The sequence below is a fragment of the Microbacterium sp. 18062 genome, assembly GCF_902706225.1.
In the GTDB taxonomy this organism is placed as follows: Bacteria; Actinomycetota; Actinomycetes; order Actinomycetales; family Microbacteriaceae; genus Microbacterium.
Map to the genome: position 1 here is coordinate 58,961 of NZ_CACSKB010000016.1, position 16,493 is coordinate 75,453.

The 16,493-nt window shown below is 70.7% G+C and carries 15 protein-coding genes; 4 read left to right on the plus strand and 11 right to left on the minus strand.

The window, feature by feature from the left end:
• Genes GVL03_RS08105 through GVL03_RS08120 form a run of 4 tightly spaced genes read right to left on the minus strand, consistent with a single transcriptional unit; the run spans nt 1 to nt 3,432 of the window.
• Complete coding sequence (locus GVL03_RS08105) at nt 1–1,068, minus strand: branched-chain amino acid ABC transporter permease (RefSeq protein ID WP_159500484.1); 1,068 nt, start codon at nt 1,066–1,068, stop codon at nt 1–3.
• A complete protein-coding gene (locus GVL03_RS08110; RefSeq protein ID WP_159500485.1) occupies nt 1,068–1,949 on the minus strand; it encodes a branched-chain amino acid ABC transporter permease in 882 nt (293 codons plus the stop codon). Before GVL03_RS08110 ends, GVL03_RS08105 begins: the two co-directional genes overlap by 1 nt.
• 3 nt (nt 1,950–1,952) lie before the next feature.
• On the minus strand, nt 1,953–2,666 hold the full coding sequence (locus GVL03_RS08115; protein ID WP_159500486.1) for an ABC transporter ATP-binding protein: 714 nt from the start codon (nt 2,664–2,666) through the stop codon (nt 1,953–1,955).
• A complete protein-coding gene (locus tag GVL03_RS08120; RefSeq protein ID WP_159500487.1) occupies nt 2,650–3,432 on the minus strand; it encodes an ABC transporter ATP-binding protein in 783 nt (260 codons plus the stop codon). The genes GVL03_RS08115 and GVL03_RS08120 overlap by 17 nt, the downstream gene beginning before the upstream one ends.
• 282 nt (nt 3,433–3,714) lie before the next feature.
• Between GVL03_RS08120 and GVL03_RS08125 the strand changes: the two genes are divergently transcribed.
• Nucleotides 3,715–5,079, plus strand: a complete 1,365-nt coding sequence (locus GVL03_RS08125; RefSeq protein WP_159500488.1) for an aminomethyl transferase family protein — start codon at nt 3,715–3,717, stop codon at nt 5,077–5,079.
• A 287-nt stretch (nt 5,080–5,366) separates the two neighbouring features.
• Nucleotides 5,367–6,227, plus strand: coding sequence for an IclR family transcriptional regulator (locus tag GVL03_RS08130; RefSeq protein ID WP_159500489.1), 861 nt, complete (start codon nt 5,367–5,369; stop codon nt 6,225–6,227).
• 227 nt (nt 6,228–6,454) lie between these two features.
• Here the strand turns inward: GVL03_RS08130 and GVL03_RS08135 are convergent, their stop codons facing one another.
• The 6 genes from GVL03_RS08135 to GVL03_RS08160 all read right to left on the minus strand — a co-directional run bounded on the left by GVL03_RS08135 (nt 6,455) and on the right by GVL03_RS08160 (nt 13,030).
• Nucleotides 6,455–7,762, minus strand: a complete 1,308-nt coding sequence (locus GVL03_RS08135) for an MFS transporter (RefSeq protein WP_200847104.1) — start codon at nt 7,760–7,762, stop codon at nt 6,455–6,457.
• A 157-nt stretch (nt 7,763–7,919) separates the two neighbouring features.
• The gene (locus GVL03_RS08140; RefSeq protein WP_159500490.1) at nt 7,920–9,101 is read right to left on the minus strand and encodes an acyl-CoA dehydrogenase family protein; all 1,182 of its coding nucleotides are present in this window, start codon (nt 9,099–9,101) and stop codon (nt 7,920–7,922) included.
• On the minus strand, nt 9,098–9,985 hold the full coding sequence (locus GVL03_RS08145; protein WP_159500491.1) for an amidohydrolase family protein: 888 nt from the start codon (nt 9,983–9,985) through the stop codon (nt 9,098–9,100). The genes GVL03_RS08140 and GVL03_RS08145 overlap by 4 nt, the downstream gene beginning before the upstream one ends.
• Nucleotides 9,982–11,619 (minus strand): AMP-binding protein, encoded by a 1,638-nt coding sequence (locus tag GVL03_RS08150; protein WP_159500492.1) that lies wholly within the window; start codon nt 11,617–11,619, stop codon nt 9,982–9,984. Before GVL03_RS08150 ends, GVL03_RS08145 begins: the two co-directional genes overlap by 4 nt.
• A 26-nt stretch (nt 11,620–11,645) precedes the next feature.
• Complete coding sequence (locus tag GVL03_RS08155) at nt 11,646–12,542, minus strand: SDR family NAD(P)-dependent oxidoreductase (RefSeq protein WP_159500503.1); 897 nt, start codon at nt 12,540–12,542, stop codon at nt 11,646–11,648.
• Between the two features lie 23 nt (nt 12,543–12,565).
• A complete protein-coding gene (locus tag GVL03_RS08160; protein WP_159500493.1) occupies nt 12,566–13,030 on the minus strand; it encodes a MaoC family dehydratase in 465 nt (154 codons plus the stop codon).
• Nucleotides 13,031–13,195: 165 nt separating this feature from the next.
• On the opposite strand from GVL03_RS08160, the gene GVL03_RS08165 reads away from it, so the two are divergent.
• Complete coding sequence (locus GVL03_RS08165) at nt 13,196–13,669, plus strand: MarR family winged helix-turn-helix transcriptional regulator (protein ID WP_159500494.1); 474 nt, start codon at nt 13,196–13,198, stop codon at nt 13,667–13,669.
• Between the two features lie 165 nt (nt 13,670–13,834).
• Here the strand turns inward: GVL03_RS08165 and GVL03_RS08170 are convergent, their stop codons facing one another.
• Entirely contained in the window at nt 13,835–15,214 is a 1,380-nt protein-coding gene (locus GVL03_RS08170; RefSeq protein WP_159500495.1) for an aminomethyl transferase family protein, read from the minus strand.
• Nucleotides 15,215–15,470: 256 nt separating this feature from the next.
• Between GVL03_RS08170 and GVL03_RS08175 the strand changes: the two genes are divergently transcribed.
• Nucleotides 15,471–16,394 (plus strand): LysR family transcriptional regulator, encoded by a 924-nt coding sequence (locus GVL03_RS08175; RefSeq protein WP_159500496.1) that lies wholly within the window; start codon nt 15,471–15,473, stop codon nt 16,392–16,394.
• Nucleotides 16,395–16,493 lie beyond the last annotated feature (99 nt).

Sequence of the window (16,493 nt, forward strand, 5' to 3'; positions counted from 1 at the left end):
TCATGCCTGATCTTGCCTCTCTGTGTGGGTTCCCTCCGCGGCGTCGTGCGCCGAGGCGCTCCCCCGCGGAGTGTCTGGGGAGCCGCCGGCGCCCTCGTGCCGGCGGGATCGACGCCGCAGGCGCCGCAGGCGCGCCGGCAGCGACGCGAGTCCGCCCGGCAGAAGGAACAGCACCAGCAGCAGCAGCGCACCCTGGAGCACCGCGGTGAGGTTCGCGTCGATCGCGTTGGTCAGCTGCGGGGCGAGCACGTAGTACGCCCCGCCGAGAAGCGATCCGACGATGCTGCCGGCGCCGCCGATGACCATCGCGGCCAGCAGCTGGATGGAGTGCCCGAAGCTCATCGTCTCGGGCGAGGTGTACTGCACGACGACCATGTAGAGGAAGCCGCTCACCCCGCCGATGAGCGATGCGACCGTGAAGGCGAGGACCTTGTAGCGGTAGGGCGAGATGCCCATCGACGAGGCGACGGCCTCGTTCTCCTTGACGATCGCGAATGCGCGACCGTACTTGCCGCGCACGAGGTTGCGGGTCAGCAGGAACACGATGCCGCCGATCAGGATGACGATGTACAGCTGCCACTGGTCGTTGTAGAGGCCCGTCCACTCCGGCGCGTTCGTGAACCGGGCGGAGATCCCCTGGGATCCGCCGGTGAACTCCGACAGCCGCTTCGCGAGCGGGACCCCGACGATCGGGAGCGCGATCGTCACCATGGCGATCGCGAGACCGCCCAGACGCGCGGCGGCGAGGGCGATGAGGAGCCCGACCACGCCCGGGAGCACGATGGCCGCGACGAAGGTCAGCACGATGTTCCAGTCGTTCTGCACGCCGTACGCGGTGATGTAGGCGCCGAAGCCGACGAAGAAGATCTGGCCGAGCGAGACCTGACCGGTGTACCCCATCACCACGTTCAGGCCCAGCACCGCGACCGCGAAGACCCCGATGCGGGCGACGGTCTGGTTGGCGAACTCCGGCAGGGCCAGCGGCAGGAGCACGAGGGCGGCGATCACGACGACCGCGACGGCGACCCGCACCCAGCGGCGGGAGAAGAACTCTGCTGCAGCGGACATCAGACGCGCACCACGCTCTTCCGGCCGAACAGGCCCTGGGGTCTGACGATGAGCACGATGAAGATCAGGGCGAACGGCACCGCCACCTTCAGGTCGTAGCCGATGAACGGCACGTAGACCGCGGCCAGGTTCTCGAGGACGCCGATGAGCCATGCGGCCACGACCACGCCGATCGGGCTCGACAGGCCGCCGAGGATGACGGCGGCGAGCGCGTAGACGAGGGCGTTGTCCATCATCCCCGGAGTGAGGGTGAGCTGCGGGGCGACGAGAGCGCCCGCCACCGCCCCGAGCACCGCGGCAAGACCCCATCCGACCATCAGCAGGCGCCCGACCGGGAGTCCCGAGAAGGAGGCCGACTGCGGGTTCACCGCGACGGCCCGGAGCGCGAGGCCCAGCTTCGTGCCGAGGAACAGCGCCTGCAGCAGGACCATGATCGCGACGATGGCGAGGGTCGTGCCGAGCGACCGGACGCTCACCGATGCGCCGAGGAACGAGATCGTGTCGAGCGAGAACAGCGACGGGAACTGCTGGTTGTTGTAGGTCCAGAGCCATCCGCAGATGCCGGTGATCAGGGTGAGCAGGCCGATCGTGACCACCACGGCGGTGTCGGGGTCGCCGCGTTCGAAGCGCCGCATGACGTAGCGCTCGAGGAAGGCGCCGAGGGCGAAGGAGAAGAGGATCGAGAGCAGGATCGCGAGGATGAGCGGCACCCCGAGACCGGTGAACCACCAGGCGACGTAGGCGGAGAGCACCGCCATCCCGCCCTGCGCGAAGTTGATGAGGCCCGTCGCCTGGTTGACGAGCACGATCGCGAGGGCGAGGGCGGCGTAGACCGACCCGATCGAGAGCCCGTCGACGACGAGTTGGATGAAGGTTCCCATCGGTCAGCCTCCCAGGTAGGCGCGTCGGATCTCGTCCATGCCCTTGAGCTCGGCCGAGGTGCCGGTGAGGGCGTTGCGGCCGGTCTCGAGGACCGTCGCGGTGTCGACGAGTCGGAAGGCGAGGTTCGCGTTCTGCTCGACGACGAGCATCGAGATGCCCGACTCCCGCCGCAGGCGCGCGATCGCGTCGTAGACGTTCTTCGCGGTGCTCGGGGCGAGGCCGAGCGAGGCCTCGTCGAGCAGCATGAGGCGCGGCTTCGCCATCACGGCTCGGGCGACCGCCAGCATCTGCTGCTCGCCGCCCGAGAGCGCCGAGCCGTGCGAGCGGTAGCGCTCCTTGAGGTTCGGGAAGAGCTCGAGGCAGTACTCGATGTCGGCCTCGACCCCCTTGCGGTCCTTCCTCCGGTAGGCGCCGATGCGCAGGTTCTCACGCACCGTGAGGCTGCCGAGGGTGCCGCGTCCCTCCGGCACATGGGCGATGCCGACGCCCGCGACGAGGTCGGGGCGCATCCCGCGGATGTCCTTGCCGTCGAAGCGGATGCGGCCGCCCGCGCGGACGGTGCCGCTGATGGCGCGGAGCGTCGTGGTCTTGCCGGCGCCGTTCGCTCCGAGGATCCCGACCGCACCGCCCTCGGGCACCGCGAGCGACACCCCGTCAAGCACCTGCACGGGGCCGTAGAACGCCGTGACGTCCTCGAGCTCAAGCAGCGTCGTCATCGGCGGCGTCCTTTCCGATGTAGGCCTCGATGACCCGCGGGTCGGACTGCGCCTCGGCGGCCGTGCCCTCCATGAGCTTGCGGCCGTGGTCGAGAACGACGACCCGATCGGTCAGCGCCGCGATGAGCCCCATGTGGTGCTCGACGATCACCACTGTGATGTCGTCGTCGCGAATGGCGCGGACGGTGTGGATCAGCTGCTCGACCTCGGTGTGCGGCAGGCCCGCGGCGGGCTCGTCGAGCAGCAGCAGGCGCGGGCGGGACAGCAGCGCACGGCACAGCTCGATGCCCTTGTGCAGGCCGTGCGAGAGCTCGTCGGCCGGCAGGTCGGCCGCCCAGCCGAGCCCGGTGCGCTCGAGCAGGTCGCGGGCCTCCACGCGCAGCTCCCGCTCGGAGCGGATCGTCCGGGGCGTGCGCACCGCCCATTCGAGCGGACCGCCGGGCAGCCGGGTGTGCGCCCCGAGCAGCACGTTCTCGAGGACGGAGGAGTGCAGCTGCAGGGCCGGATGCTGGAACGTGCGGGCGAGCCCCCGCCGCGCGAGGAGCGCGGGCACGGAGCCGAGGATCTCGTCGCCGTCGATCGTGATCGAGCCGGAGCTCGGCCGGTAGTGCCCGCTGATGCAGTTGAACAGCGACGTCTTGCCGGCGCCGTTCGGGCCGACCAGTCCGAAGATCTGGCCGGGCTCGACGATGAAGCCCACGTCGTGGAGCACCGTGATCCCTCCGAAACGGAGGTTCACGTCCTGCAGGGTCAGTCGAGCTGCCATCGCTCACCTTTCCAGGTCGGTGCCTCATCGCGCACGACGCCGGGCACAGTCGCCCGTGAGGGGGACGGTACGGATTCGCGATCAGATTGTCAACGATTTTGGTGCGCAATCCGCGCAGGTGTTGCACAACCGTGTCCTCGACCGGATCCGCGACGGTTCCGACACACGAACAGCGTGCCGTCGGCATCCCTCTCTCCGCCCGTCGTTTCCGTTGAAAGAAAACACCCGCACGCGGAGCGCGGTGGGGGAACAGCATCGTGAGCAACGAAAGGAAGGTCGACGATGACATCCGAATCCCTCGCCGAGGCGATCGCCCGCGCCGGGAGCCCCGTGGTGCTGCTGCGCGATCAGAACTGGCCCGCGTTCACGTTCCCCGTGGCCCCCGAGTTCACGAACTGGCGCGACGAGCAGCGATCGTGGAACACCACCGTGGCGCTCATGGACCAGTCCCACCACATGACCCAGCTGTTCCTGGACGGGGGCGACCTCCTCCCGCTCCTCGAGACGATCTCGCCGAACACGTTCGCGACGTTCCGGCCGGGGGTCGCGAAGCAGCTCATCTCGGTCAACGAGTCCGGCCACGTCATCGGCGACGGCATCCTGTTCTACAACTCCGACGGCCCCGAGGGGCTCGTGCTGATCGGCCACCACATCCTCATCGACTGGGTGCGGTACAACGTGGAGAAGGCCGAGCGGGCGGGCAAGGACGTGCACCACCGTCTGGAGGCCAACTCGCACATGCGGCAGGGTCCCCCCACGTTCTACCGCTACGAGTTGCAGGGGCCCTTCGCGAACGAGGTGATGGAGAGGCTCTTCGACGGCCCCGTTCCCGAGGTGAAGTTCTTCCACATCGGGGACTTCACGATCGCCGGGCGACCGGTCAAGGGCCTGCGGCACGGGATGGCGGGACAGCCGGGGTTCGAGTTCTTCGGTCCGTGGGCGGATGCGGACCCCGTGCGGGATGCGATCCTCGACGTCGGGGCCGAGTTCGGCATCCGCCGCGTCGGGGCGAAGGCGTATTCCGCCACCCCGCTCGAGTCCGGATGGGTGCCGACGCCCTTCCCCGCCGTCTTCGACGACGATCTCGCGGAGTACCGCGAGTGGCTGCCGGCCGAGCGCATCGGGTCGATCGCGGGGTCGCTCCACTCCGACGACGTGCACGACTACTACCTGACGCCCTACGACATCGGGCTCGGGCGGTCGGTGCGGTTCGACCACGACTTCCACGGCCGGGCCGCGCTCGAACGGCACGCCGCAGCGCCCCCGCGCCACAAGGTCACGCTGCTGTGGAACGCCGACGACGTCGCCGACGTCGTGCGGTCGCAGCTCGAGCCGGGCACGCCCGCGAAGTTCCTCGACTTCCCGAAGGGGCGCTACGGGCTCTACCAGATGGACGAGGTCCTGCGCGGCGGAAAGCGCGTCGGCATCTCGACGGATGCCGGCTACATCGCCTACGACCAGCTGTACATGTCGCTCGCGACCCTTGACATCGACATCGCGGACGGCGAGGTCGTGGAGGTGGTGTGGGGCGAGGACCCGATCTCGAAGAAGGACGCGGTCGACCGGCAGCACCGGCAGGTGCGCATCCGCGCGACCGTCGCCCCCGCGCCGTACCACGAGTGGGCGCGCACCGTGTATCGGGCGTGAGGCTCCCGCCGGGTCCTCGGCCGTGAGGCCGGGAGCTCGGGCGCGTCCTCCTGTCGGCCGCGGAGCCCGGGCTTTCTCCGTCGTCGGATGGAATGCGACCTCTGTGCCCCATCAGGTCGCAGCAGGCATCATCCGCCCCACGGATCCGACGGCTGAGGGGAAGTATCCGCGCTAGGGAGGGCGATCCACACCCAGATCATGACGTCGACAGGGAGCAGCACATGTGTCGTGCGTGAGCGCAGTGGCCAGTCGGACGGTCCAGTAGCCTGCGGGGTGAGGAGGACGCGATGGCGCGTGGATCGGCGGGCGAGTCGGCCCTGCACCGGCATCTGCGCGTGCTCGACGCCTTCGACGCCCTGCGGCCGTTCCTCACCCTCGGCGAGATTGCCGCGGTCGCGGACATGCCGCCGTCCACCGCGCACCGCATCGTGAGCGAACTCACGACGGAGGGTCTGCTCGAGCGGATGCCGGACCGCACCTACCGGCTCGGCGTGCGGCTGTGGGAGTACGCGTCGCGCACGCCCGGGGCGCTGGGGCTTCGCGAAGTCGCCAGGCCCTGGCTCGCCGCCGCGCACTCCCGCATCCGTCAGCACGTGCAGCTGGGCGTCCGCGCCGGAGCGGACATCCTGTTCGTCGAGCGAATGTCCGCCCCCGACGCGGTCGTCAACGCGACGCTCATCGGCGGACGCATCCCGCTGCACGCGTCGTCCAGCGGCCTGGTGCTGCTCGCCCACGCACCCGAGGGGGTGATCGACCAGGTGCTCGCCGCCGGCATGCGCGCCTACACGCCGCGCACCATCACGACCGGCCCGGCGCTGCGCGCGGCGCTGCGCAGCATCCGGGCCGACGGCTTCGCGGTGACCGCGGGACACATCCACCTGGAGTCACGAGGACTCGCGGTGCCGGTGCGGGGCCCCGACGGCACCGTGTACGCCGCGATGGGCGCCGTCATCCCGAACGACGGATCGTCCGAGACCGCGGTCATCGAGATCCTCCGGGTCGCCGCCGCCGGCGTCACCCGCTCCCTCCGCGACGCCTACGCGGCGGGCACCGACGCGGATGCGGCGCTGCACGGCCCGCGCCCGGACGCCGGCGTCTCGGCGCGCTCGTGGGAGTACATCGCCGCCCTCGACGCGCGGGCGCGCTGAGCAGGCTCTCGCACCCCAGGTCCCCGGGGGCCCTGCGTGTCTCACTTGTTCACCCTGGGTGTCTCACTTGTGCAGCTCACAACCCCGATCAACCTGAACAACTGAGACACGTCATCCCTCCGCCGCTCCCTCCCGGCACAGACGTGTCTCACTCGTGCAGGATCCGCGCCGGATCTATCTGCACAAGTGAGACACGCACACCGGGGAGGCCCGGGCCGGCGCCTTCGCTACTCGGCCGGAGCCTTGAAGCGGCCCCACAGCAGGGTGCACACCGCCATGAGGAGCGCTGCGGCGACGACGTAGATCACGACCGGCGTCGTCGAGCCCGTCGCCGCCAGCAGCGACGTCGCGATGAGCGGCGCGATGCCGCCTCCGACGATCGCACCGAACTGGTACGCCATACTCACCCCCGAGTACCGCAGGCGGCTCGGGAACGTGCGCGTGAGGATCGGCGGCACGACCGCCCACGCGAACGACGTCGACGCGTGCGCGAGGATGGTGCCGAGGGCCGCGAGCCAGATCTCTCCGGTGTTGAACAGCAGGAAGAACACGATCACGGTCGCGGCCATGAGGAGACCCCCCAGCACCCCCATCGGGACGAGTCCCCGCCGGTCAGCCACCCGGGCGAGCAGCGGGATCATCGCGATCTGCAGGATGCAGCACACGATGCCGATCCAGAGCAGCGGCGACTGCGCGTAGCCCACCTGCGTCGTCCCGTAGCTCAGCGCCCAGGTGAGCACGATGTACGACAGGATCGACGGCACGCCCGCGATCACGATCGTGAGCAGCAGCTGCGGGGTGAATCGGGCGAAGACCTCGACGAACGGAACGCGCGCAGGGGCGTTCTTGACCGCCGTCTCGAACAGCGGGCTCTCACCCAAGCGACGTCGCGTCCAGAGCCCCACGATCACGAGCACGATGCTGATCACGAAGCCGATCCGCCATCCCCACGTCGTGAAGTTCGGGCCGGTGAGCGCGAGCAGGGCGATGATCATGAGGTTCGCGAGCATGAGTCCCGCCGGAAGACCGATCATGGGCGCCGCCCCGTACAGCGCGCGGCGTTTGGCCGGCGCGTACTCGATCGCCATCGTCACCGCGCCGCCCCACTCCGCGCCGACGCCGAGCCCCTGCGCGAGCCGCAGGATCACGAGCAGCACCGGGGCGGCGATGCCGATCGCCTCGAAGTTGGGGACGAGGCCGATCAGCACCGTCGCGCCGCCCATGACGTACAGCGAGAGCACCAGCATGCGCTTGCGACCGATGCGGTCTCCGAAATGCCCCGCGAGGATGCCGCCGAGCGGCCGCGCGACGAACCCGAACGCGAACGTCACGAACGCGCCGAGCTGGCTCGCCGCCGGGTCGTCGGAGGGGAAGAACTGCGGCCCGAAAACGAGGGCCGCGCACGCGGCGTAGAGGAAGAAGTCGTACCATTCGATCGTCGTGCCGAGGAACGTCGCCCCGATGACGCGCCGCGCTTCGCGCGCCATCCGGGGATCGACCGTCTCGCCTGCGGGTGTGTTCGGTTGTTCACTCATGTGCGGTCCTCCTCGACCGTCGACGAGCGGCGACTCGCGTGCCGCCGCAGAAGGTGATGTTCGGTTGTCCACCGGCGGATGCCGGCGGACCCTCGGGATGGAACGGGCCTTTCGGGATGGAACAGCTCTCGGACGGAACTCCGGACGGTGCGGACGGCTAACGGACGAAGGCGGACAGCCCGGTGACCGCCCGACCCACGATCAGCTGGTTGACCTCCCGTGTGCCCTCGTACGTGAAGACCGCCTCGGCGTCGGCGAAGAACCGGGCGACGTCGCTCGCGACGCGGATGCCCTCTCCACCCACCACTCCACGGCCCAGCGCGACCGTCTCGCGCAGGGCGTCGGCGACCCAGGCCTTCGTCAGCGCCGCGTTGCGCTCGGCGGCGTCGCCGGATGCGGTCGCGCCAGAGCCGGTGAGCCCCACCGCCATGGCGAGCGACGCCGTGGCGTTCCCGAGCATGCGCGCGAGCTTGTCCTGCACCAGCTGGAACCCGGCGATGGGCCGCCCGAACTGCTCGCGCTCCCGCGCGTACCGGAGGGTCACCTCGTAGGCACCTGCCTGCATGCCCGCGGCGAACCAGGCGACGTCGGGCCGCAGCGACGCGAAGATCCGCGCGATGTCGCGCGGGGAGCTCACCCGCTGCAGCCGGCTGCTCTCGGGAACCTCCACGTCGTCCAGGACGATGTCGGCGTTCCGTACGATCCGCACCGCGATCTTGCCGGTGATCTCGGTGAGCTCGACCCCCTCCGCATCCCGGGGCACGAGGAACACGTGCGTGCCGCCGCTGTCCGCGTCGGCGGCGACCACGGCGATCAGGTCCGAGATCGCGGCGTTCCCGATCCAGCGCTTCCGTCCCCGGATGCGCCAAGTGTCCCCCGTCCGCACGGCCCGGGTCGCCATGCCCCGCGCGACGTCGGATCCGTGGTCGGGCTCGGTGAGGGCGAAGCATCCCGTCGTCTCGAACGCCGCGACCGGCGCATCCCACGCCGCGACCTGCTCGGGCGAGCCGCCCTCGCGGATGACGCTGCGGAACATGTTGGCCTGGCCGCCGTACAGCATCGCGATCGACAGGTCGCAGCGGGCGAGCTCGAACCCGCGGAAGCCCACGTAGAGCGGGCGCGGACGCCCGTCCTCACCGAGGACGGCAGGATCGTCGTCGAGATGCAGGGCGGCGAGACCCTCCCGCACGTGCACCGGGCACTCCGCCCGCTCCCACCATCCGGCGACGTGCGGACGCACCTCGGCGTCCAGGTAGCCGCGCAACTCGTCGAGCTTGCCGCGTTCGCCCGCGGTGAGCGCGGACGCGTACCCGAAGACGTCGGTCGGTGCGGAGGTCATCGTTCCTCCAGCCCGAGCAGCCGCAGCGCGTTGCCCTTCAGGATCCGCTCGAGCGCGGACTCCGGGAACTCGAGCGCCTCGACGTCCGCGAACCACCGGTCGGGCGTCAACGCCGGGAAGTCCGAGCCGTAGAGCATCTTGTGCGACAGATAGGTGCGTGCGGCGCGCACGAGCGCCGGTGAGAAGTACTTCGGCGACCATCCCGACAGATCGATCCACACGTTGCTCTTGTGCGTCGCGATCGACAGAGCCTCGTCCTGCCACGGCACGCTGGGATGGGCCATGACGATCTGCAGGTCCGGATGGCGCGCCGCGACGTCGTCGAGGAGCACCGGATTCGACAGCGCGAGGCGCAGTCCCCCGCCTCCCGGCAGCCCCGCTCCGACGCCCGTCTGACCGGTGTGCACCACGATCGGCACTCCGAGCTGCTCGATCGCGGCGAACAGCGCGATGTGCGCGGGGTCGGACGGATCGAACCCCTGCACGGTCGGGTGGAATTTGAACCCTCGCACCCCGAGGTCGTGCACCTGTCGCCTCGCCTCGTCGATCGCGGGCTCGCCCTGCAGCGGATCGACGGAGCCGAAGGGCACGAGGACGTCCGCATTGCGGGCGGCGCCGGCGACGAGGTCATCGATGCTGTTCGGCTCGTGGCGAAGATGCGTGCGCGCGTCGACGGTGAAGACGACGGCGGCGACGCGGCGTTCACGGAAGTACTCGGCCGTCTCGTCGACCGTGAGCGCGGGCTCGCTCTGTCCGAAGTAGCGGTCCATCGCCTCGAGGAATGCGGGCGGGAGCGCGGTGCGGCCGCGGTCGTCGATCTGGATGTGCACGTGCGTGTCGACGGCGCGCACGGATGCGGCATCGACGGCGATCCGGTAGGTCATCGGGTGATCCTCATGGTGCCGGTGGGAGCACCGGCGTCGGTGAGGGCGGCGACCTGGCTGCGCAGGCGCGTCAGGTCGACCTTCCCGTGCGGGCTGCGTTCGAGGGACGGGCGCACGCTGAGGTGACGCGGCTTCTTGTAGCCGGCGAGGCGGGCGTCCAGGTGCGCGCGCAGCTCGTCCGCATCCACGTCCGAGCCGTCGACGGTGGCGACCACCGCGACCACGATCTCGCCGTAGCGCGGATCCGGCACCCCGAAGACGACCGCGTCGACGATCGCGGGGAACTGCACCAGTGCCTCCTCGACCTCGGCCGGGTAGACCTTCTCGCCGCCCGTGTTCACCACCGCGCTCCCGCGGCCGAGCAGTTCGACGGTGCCGTCGCCGCGGGAGACGGCCCAGTCCCCCGGCATCACGTGACGCACCCCGCCGATGACGGGGAACGTCTCGCGCGTCTTCGCCTCGTCGCCGAAGTATCCCTTCGGCAGCGTGCCTCGGAACGCCAGGATGCCGCGACCGCCGTCGAGGTCCTGCACCTCGTTCCGCTCCTCGTCGAGCACCACCGCGCCCGGCATCAGCCGCAGCTCGCCGGGAAGGTCGTCGGCCGACGCGGTGACGTTCACCGCGTACGGGCCTCCCTCGGTGGACGCGAGCAGATCGATGACGGCGATCTCGCCCAGGGCATGCAGCCGTCGTTTGACCTGAGCGCTGAAGCGCATTCCCGAGCTGATGACGGAGTCGACGCGGCCCAGCCGCTCGACGCCGGCGCGCTCGGCCGCCTCGACCAGGGGGAGCGAGATCACGTCGCCGGCGACGATGAGCCGCGTCGCGGCGGCATCGATCGCGAAGCGCACCGCGGCATCCGCGTCGAAGCGCGCCGAGGGGAGCACGAGGACGGTGCCGCCGAGCGCGAGCGCGTTCATCGAGTTGAACAGCGCTGTGCCGTGCATGAACGGCGCGAGCGGAAGGGTGACCGTGGGCGGCGTCGCGGGGTCCGCCGCGATCCTCACCGCGTCGTCCATCGTCTGCGGCAGCGGGAGGCCCGCCGTCGTGTAGATGGAGTACAGCTGAATCGGGAGGATGTCGTCTGCGGCCCACACGACCGCCCTCGGGCGTCCCGTGGTCCCGCCCGTGTACAGGCGCAGCTCACCACCCGGCGGCGGCGTCGCCGGCAGCTCTCCCCCTCCCGCGACGGCCTCGCGCCAGGGCGTCGCGCCGGCAAGGGACGCCGCATCCGCGTCGTCGTCCACGCCGATCAGCAGGGGCGGATCGTCCAGGTCCGCGATCGCGTCGCGCACGACATCGGCGAGGGAGGCGGGGTAGACGAGCACCCGGGCCCGCGAGTCCGCCAAGAGCGCCTGGATCTCCGGGGCCCGGTACCGGTAGTTCAGCGGCACCGGAGCGATCGCGGTCGCGAAGCAGGCGAAGAGGGCGACCACGTACTCGGGACGGTTGTAGAGCAGGAGCGCGACCGCGTCCCCCGGTCGCAGCCCGGCCTCGTGCAGGTGACGGGCGAGCGCACCGGACTCCTCGGCCAGCCGCGCGTAGGTCATCGTCTCGGTCGGGGTGACCACGGCCGGTCGCTCCGGGAACGCCCGGGCGATGGCCTGCCATACGTCGCTGTAGTGCCCTCTCATGCGAACTCCTTCGTCCGATGGATCGATCAGTCGGAAGCGGGCGGGCCCGATCTCTGGGCGAGCGGGGCGAACCGCTCGCGCCAGGCCTCGTCGATCTGCGCGGCGCTCCATCCGCCATCGCTGTCGGCGGTGGCCAGCACGTCCGGATGCGAGTACAGCGTCAGGCGATCGCCGCCGATGCCCAGGGCCTGCCCGGTGACGTCGCCGGAGAGCTCGGAGGCGAGCCAGACGATCAACGGGGCGACGTCCTCGGGCGATCCGAGGGCGTGGTCGCGGCGGTAGCTCTCGGGGATGCCCTTTCCCGCCACGAAGTCCTCGTACACCTGCGTGTAGGCGGGGATCGTCGCGGTCATCGGGCTGAGGGCGGTCGGGATGACGGCGTTCGCGGTGATGCCGGCGCGGGCGAGCTCGAGCGACCACGTGCGTGCCATGGCGACGAGGCCGGCTTTCGCGGCGGCGTAGTTGGTCTGCCCGAAACTGCCGAACTGCCCCGCGGGCGATCCGATGAGCACGATGCGGCCGCCCTGGTCCTGCTCGCGCAGGGCGATCGCGGCGGCGCGGCCGCAGGTGAACGAGCCGCGCAGGTGCGTCGTGATCACGGCGTCGAAGTCGTCGTCGGACATCTTCCACAGCACCCGGTCGCGGAGCACCCCCGCGTTCGCGATGAGCACGTCGAGGCGGCCGAACTCGGACAGGGCGGCCTGGACCAGCGCCTCCGCCGCCTCCGCGGTGCCCACGGCCGCGACGACGGCGGTGGCGGCACCGCCCGCGGCCGTGATGTCCGCGACCGTCCGGGCGGCGCTGTCGGCATCGACATCGTTGACGACGACCGACGCCCCCGCCGCGGCCAGTGCGATCGCGTACGCCCGCCCGAGGCTCCGCCCCGAGCCGGTGACGATCGCGACCCGACCGTCGAGCCGCACCTCCGGGGCGCTCGGCTCGGCGCTCATCGGTAATACCTCAGAACGAGCTCGGCGACGCAGGCCGGCTTGGCCGCGCCCTCGACCTCGAACGTGACCGGCACCTCGAGCTGGAGGCCTCCCGGCACCTCGGTGACCGTGCGCACCTCGCCGAGCACCCGGATGCGGGACCCGACCGGCACGGGGGCGGGGAACCGCACCCTGTTCAGTCCGTAGTTGATGCCCATCCCCGCATCCGTCACCTCGAAGACGTCGCCCATGAGCGGGACGACGAGGCTGAGCGTGAGCAGCCCGTGGGCGATGCGCGTGCCGAACGGGGTCGCGGCGGCGAACTCCGCGTCGAGGTGGATGGGGTTGTGGTCGCCGGTGACCCGGGCGAACAGATCGACGTCGTCCTGGGTGATCTCGCGCCAGGCCGAGGGCCCGAAGGTTCGGCCCGCGGCCGAGGACAGATCGTCGACCGTCAGGGACAGTCCGTTCGAATCCGGCATTCCGGGGTCCTCTCGCATCGTCGCGGCACACGGCGACGTCGCTCGTGTATTACAGGTTGACTGAAACTATAGGGCGCGTGCTCCCGATCGTCAACGACCCCACGGGGCGTCGACCGTCGGGCCGGCCAAGGGTGCGCTAGCGTGAGCGCCGCGAGGAGGACACGAGTGGGGCAGCAGCACGGGAACTTCGTCTACGTCGTCAAACAGCTCGAGCTCGCGCTGCGTCCGCGATTCCTCGCGGCGTGCGCGGCGGCCGGCATGACGGCGGCCCAGTTCACGGCGCTCACGGTTCTCGAGCGCCGGCCGGGCATCACGAGCTCCGAGCTCGCACGGCGCTCGTTCGTGCGCGCGCAGACGATGGCGGCCACCGTCGACCCGCTGCTCGAGGCCGGTCTCGTGCGCCGGGAGCGCGACCCGGAGCACGGGCGCCGCATCCTGCTGTTCCTCACGGATGCGGGCGCCGCCGCCGTCACGGGCCTGAAACCTCAGGTGGCGGCTGTGGAGGACCTCATGCTCGCGGACTTCGACGACGACGAGCGGGCGGTGTTCGGCGAGCTGCTGCGGCGCGCGCGGCGCGCGCTCGACGACCGGGGGCACCGCGCCCCGCCCGGAGGGCCGAGCGCGCACCCGCCCGCCTGAGCCGGGCCCGCGCGCGCCTGGAGCTTCCCCGCGATGGCGCCAGTTTCCTGAGATGGCTACAGAAGTTCCTGTAGCCATCTCAGGTCAAAGGCACCATCGAGCCGTTCGAGGGCACCAACGCGCCACCACCTCCGCCGCGGCATCGCCTGCGGGGCGAGGAAGGGCTCAGCTCTTGCGGTAGTTCTCGCGGGCGAACCGAGAGAACGGGGCGGGGGCCACGGTCGCGCGGATCTCGACCTGCCGGTGCGGCTCGACGGCGGGCTTCGCGGTGTTCGGCTGCTCGCCCCACGTGACGACGACACGGGTGCCGGGCTCCGCGAAAGCAGGATCGATGCTCGCGAGCGAGACGAACGCCTGCTCGTTCGTGACGTAGCCGCAGTCGTGCGAGACGCCGACGTGCGCACCGTCCACGTGCACGCGATCGACCTGGTAGAGCCCGTATCGTGCCTTCGGGAAGTCGATGTACTTCGCGGGAGTGCCCTCGTCGTAGAGCGAGCGCTGCGCGGCGGCGACGTCCTCGGGATCCCACACGAGCGTCACCTTGACCCGCTGCACGCCCGCTGCATGGCGCTCGAGCGCGGCGCGGCCGATGAAGTCGTGGTCGAAGGCGACGCTGCGGCCGTAGCCGAGACCGTAGGGCGTGAGGTAGTAGTCCTCGATGTCGTCGGAGACGAAGCTGCCGGCGAGCGAGCCGAGGCGCGCGGCGGGCAGCCACGCGAGGTACTCGGCGGAGCGCTCGCCCGTGAAGATCGCCGGCAACGGCGACGGCACCCATGCCGACTCGAGGTTCGCCGACGAGTAGGCCTTCGCCCCCACCAGCACGAGGCCGAACTCCTCCCCCGCCGCGACGATCGCGTCCCGGATGCGGTCGCCATCCGCCCACGGACCGAACAGCTCGAACCCCGGCTGGCCCGCCATCCCATGACGGAGCGATCGCACCGTCATGCCTGCGATCTCGAAGGTCGCCATGCCGAAGAACCTCGTGGGAGGCACGGGGGCACCGATCAGCTTCTCGACGAGCGCCAGCGCGTGCGGCCCCTGCAGTTCGTAGCGGTACAGCTTCGGCGGACGACCCGCCTCGCGCATCAGGGTGTTCGCGTCGCGCTCGAACGTGACGTCGTAGTCGCCCGTCTCACCGACGAACTGCACCCAGTCGAGCACCATGTACCAGCCGACCAGGTCGTACACGTCGTCGTCGAGGTGGAAGAGGATCGCATCCCCGATCAGGTATCCCTCGTGGTTGACCGCGACGAACTGCTTCGCCGCATCCACCGGGAAGCTCGCGAAGCTGTTCACGCCCGTGTCGCTGAGCAGGCGCAGCGCGTCGGGTCCGGAGATGAAGAGGTCGGTCATGTGGTGCGACTGGTCGAGCAGCGCGACGCTCTCGCGCCATGACCGCTGCTCGGATCGCCAGTTGCTGAACTCGGGCGTGACGGGGAAGATCGTCGGCCGGGCCTGCGCGTTGCGCAGCAGCTCGACGACGTCTCCGGCTCGGGCGATCGCGGCGGCGGCGGTCTCGGGCGCTTCGGCGGCGGTCTCGGTCATGGGGAACTCCTTCGTTCGCGGATGTCGCACGTCGGCCGTGGCGCGCATCAGCAATGTTAGAAACCTCTGCTCATCCGTAGGGTGTATCTGCATAATGAATGCTTATGGAACGGCAACGATGCCTCACTCGCCTGCCCGTCGCGGTGCGTAGCTCCTCCTCCGGGCGCGGGCGCGCAGCCCATCGGTCCCTCACATCGCACCGGAGGAGTACGGCGACCCCGCGCTTCTCGAACCGCCCCGCCGACGGAGACGCCCCATGGACCTGAACCTGATCCGCGTGTTCGTGGCGGTCGCCGAGACGCGCAGCCTGACCACCGCTGCGGCACGGCTGTACGTGACGCAGCCCGCCGTGAGCCAGGCGCTCGGGCGGCTGCGCCGCGAGCTCGACGACCCCCTCTTCCGCCGCGTCGGTCGCGTGATGGTGCCGACGCCCCTCGCCGAGAGCGTGTACCCGGGCTTCCGCGAGGCCGTCGCCGCGATCGACCGCACGCTCGACGACGTGCACCGCTTCGATCCCGCAGGCTCCGAGCGCACGTTCCGCCTCGCGCTCTCCGAGCTCGGCGAGATCGGGTGGCTGCCGGCGATCGTCCGCGCCGTCCGGGCGACCGCGCCGGCGATGCGCATCGAGGTGGTGCCCATGGACGTGCAGGAGCTGCCGGAGTGGCTCGCCCGCGGCACCGTCGACCTCGCGGTCACGCCGTCACCGGTATCCGGCCCGTTCGAGAAGGTCGTGCTGAAGACGCAGGGCTACGGCGTCGTGATGGCGGCGACGCATCCGCTCGCGACCGGGCCACTCACGCTCGAGGGGTATGCGGCGGCGGGGCACGTGGTCGTGGCGAGCGATTCCGGCGCGCACGCGATCGAGCAGGCGCAGCGCCGCGCGGGGATCGCGATCGAGCCGCGCATCGCGTCGAACCACGTCGCCGCGATGCCCCCGCTCCTCTCGGCGAGCCGCGACCTGATCGCGACGATGCCCGACACGATCGCGGAGGGCTGGGCACGCACCTGGCCCCTCGTCGTCCGAGCGCTTCCGTTCGACATGCCGGCGATCGACGTCAGCCTGTACCGCCGCGCGACGACGCAGCACACGGCCGCGCTCGACTGGCTGTTCGAGACGGTGGCCCGCGCCATCCGCGGCTCGTCCGGGCAGTTCCAGGTGATCCACGGCGACGCTCCCTGACCCGCCGCCGCATACCCCTCGAGCGTGAGTGGCCCGGTCGCGAGCGGATGCGTCGCCGCCATCACGACGCCGTAGCCCTGCGTCTTCAGCACGACCTTC

Coding starts and splice junctions, on each gene's coding strand:
- GVL03_RS08105 (WP_159500484.1), bottom strand. CDS start 1,068: ATGTCCGCTGCAGCAGAGTTCTTCTCCCGCCGCTGGGTGCGGGTCGCC.
- GVL03_RS08110 (WP_159500485.1), bottom strand. CDS start 1,949: ATGGGAACCTTCATCCAACTCGTCGTCGACGGGCTCTCGATCGGGTCG.
- GVL03_RS08115 (WP_159500486.1), bottom strand. CDS start 2,666: ATGACGACGCTGCTTGAGCTCGAGGACGTCACGGCGTTCTACGGCCCC.
- GVL03_RS08120 (WP_159500487.1), bottom strand. CDS start 3,432: ATGGCAGCTCGACTGACCCTGCAGGACGTGAACCTCCGTTTCGGAGGG.
- GVL03_RS08125 (WP_159500488.1), top strand. CDS start 3,715: ATGACATCCGAATCCCTCGCCGAGGCGATCGCCCGCGCCGGGAGCCCC.
- GVL03_RS08130 (WP_159500489.1), top strand. CDS start 5,367: ATGGCGCGTGGATCGGCGGGCGAGTCGGCCCTGCACCGGCATCTGCGC.
- GVL03_RS08135 (WP_200847104.1), bottom strand. CDS start 7,762: ATGAGTGAACAACCGAACACACCCGCAGGCGAGACGGTCGATCCCCGG.
- GVL03_RS08140 (WP_159500490.1), bottom strand. CDS start 9,101: ATGACCTCCGCACCGACCGACGTCTTCGGGTACGCGTCCGCGCTCACC.
- GVL03_RS08145 (WP_159500491.1), bottom strand. CDS start 9,985: ATGACCTACCGGATCGCCGTCGATGCCGCATCCGTGCGCGCCGTCGAC.
- GVL03_RS08150 (WP_159500492.1), bottom strand. CDS start 11,619: ATGAGAGGGCACTACAGCGACGTATGGCAGGCCATCGCCCGGGCGTTC.
- GVL03_RS08160 (WP_159500493.1), bottom strand. CDS start 13,030: ATGCCGGATTCGAACGGACTGTCCCTGACGGTCGACGATCTGTCCTCG.
- GVL03_RS08170 (WP_159500495.1), bottom strand. CDS start 15,214: ATGACCGAGACCGCCGCCGAAGCGCCCGAGACCGCCGCCGCCGCGATC.
- GVL03_RS08175 (WP_159500496.1), top strand. CDS start 15,471: ATGGACCTGAACCTGATCCGCGTGTTCGTGGCGGTCGCCGAGACGCGC.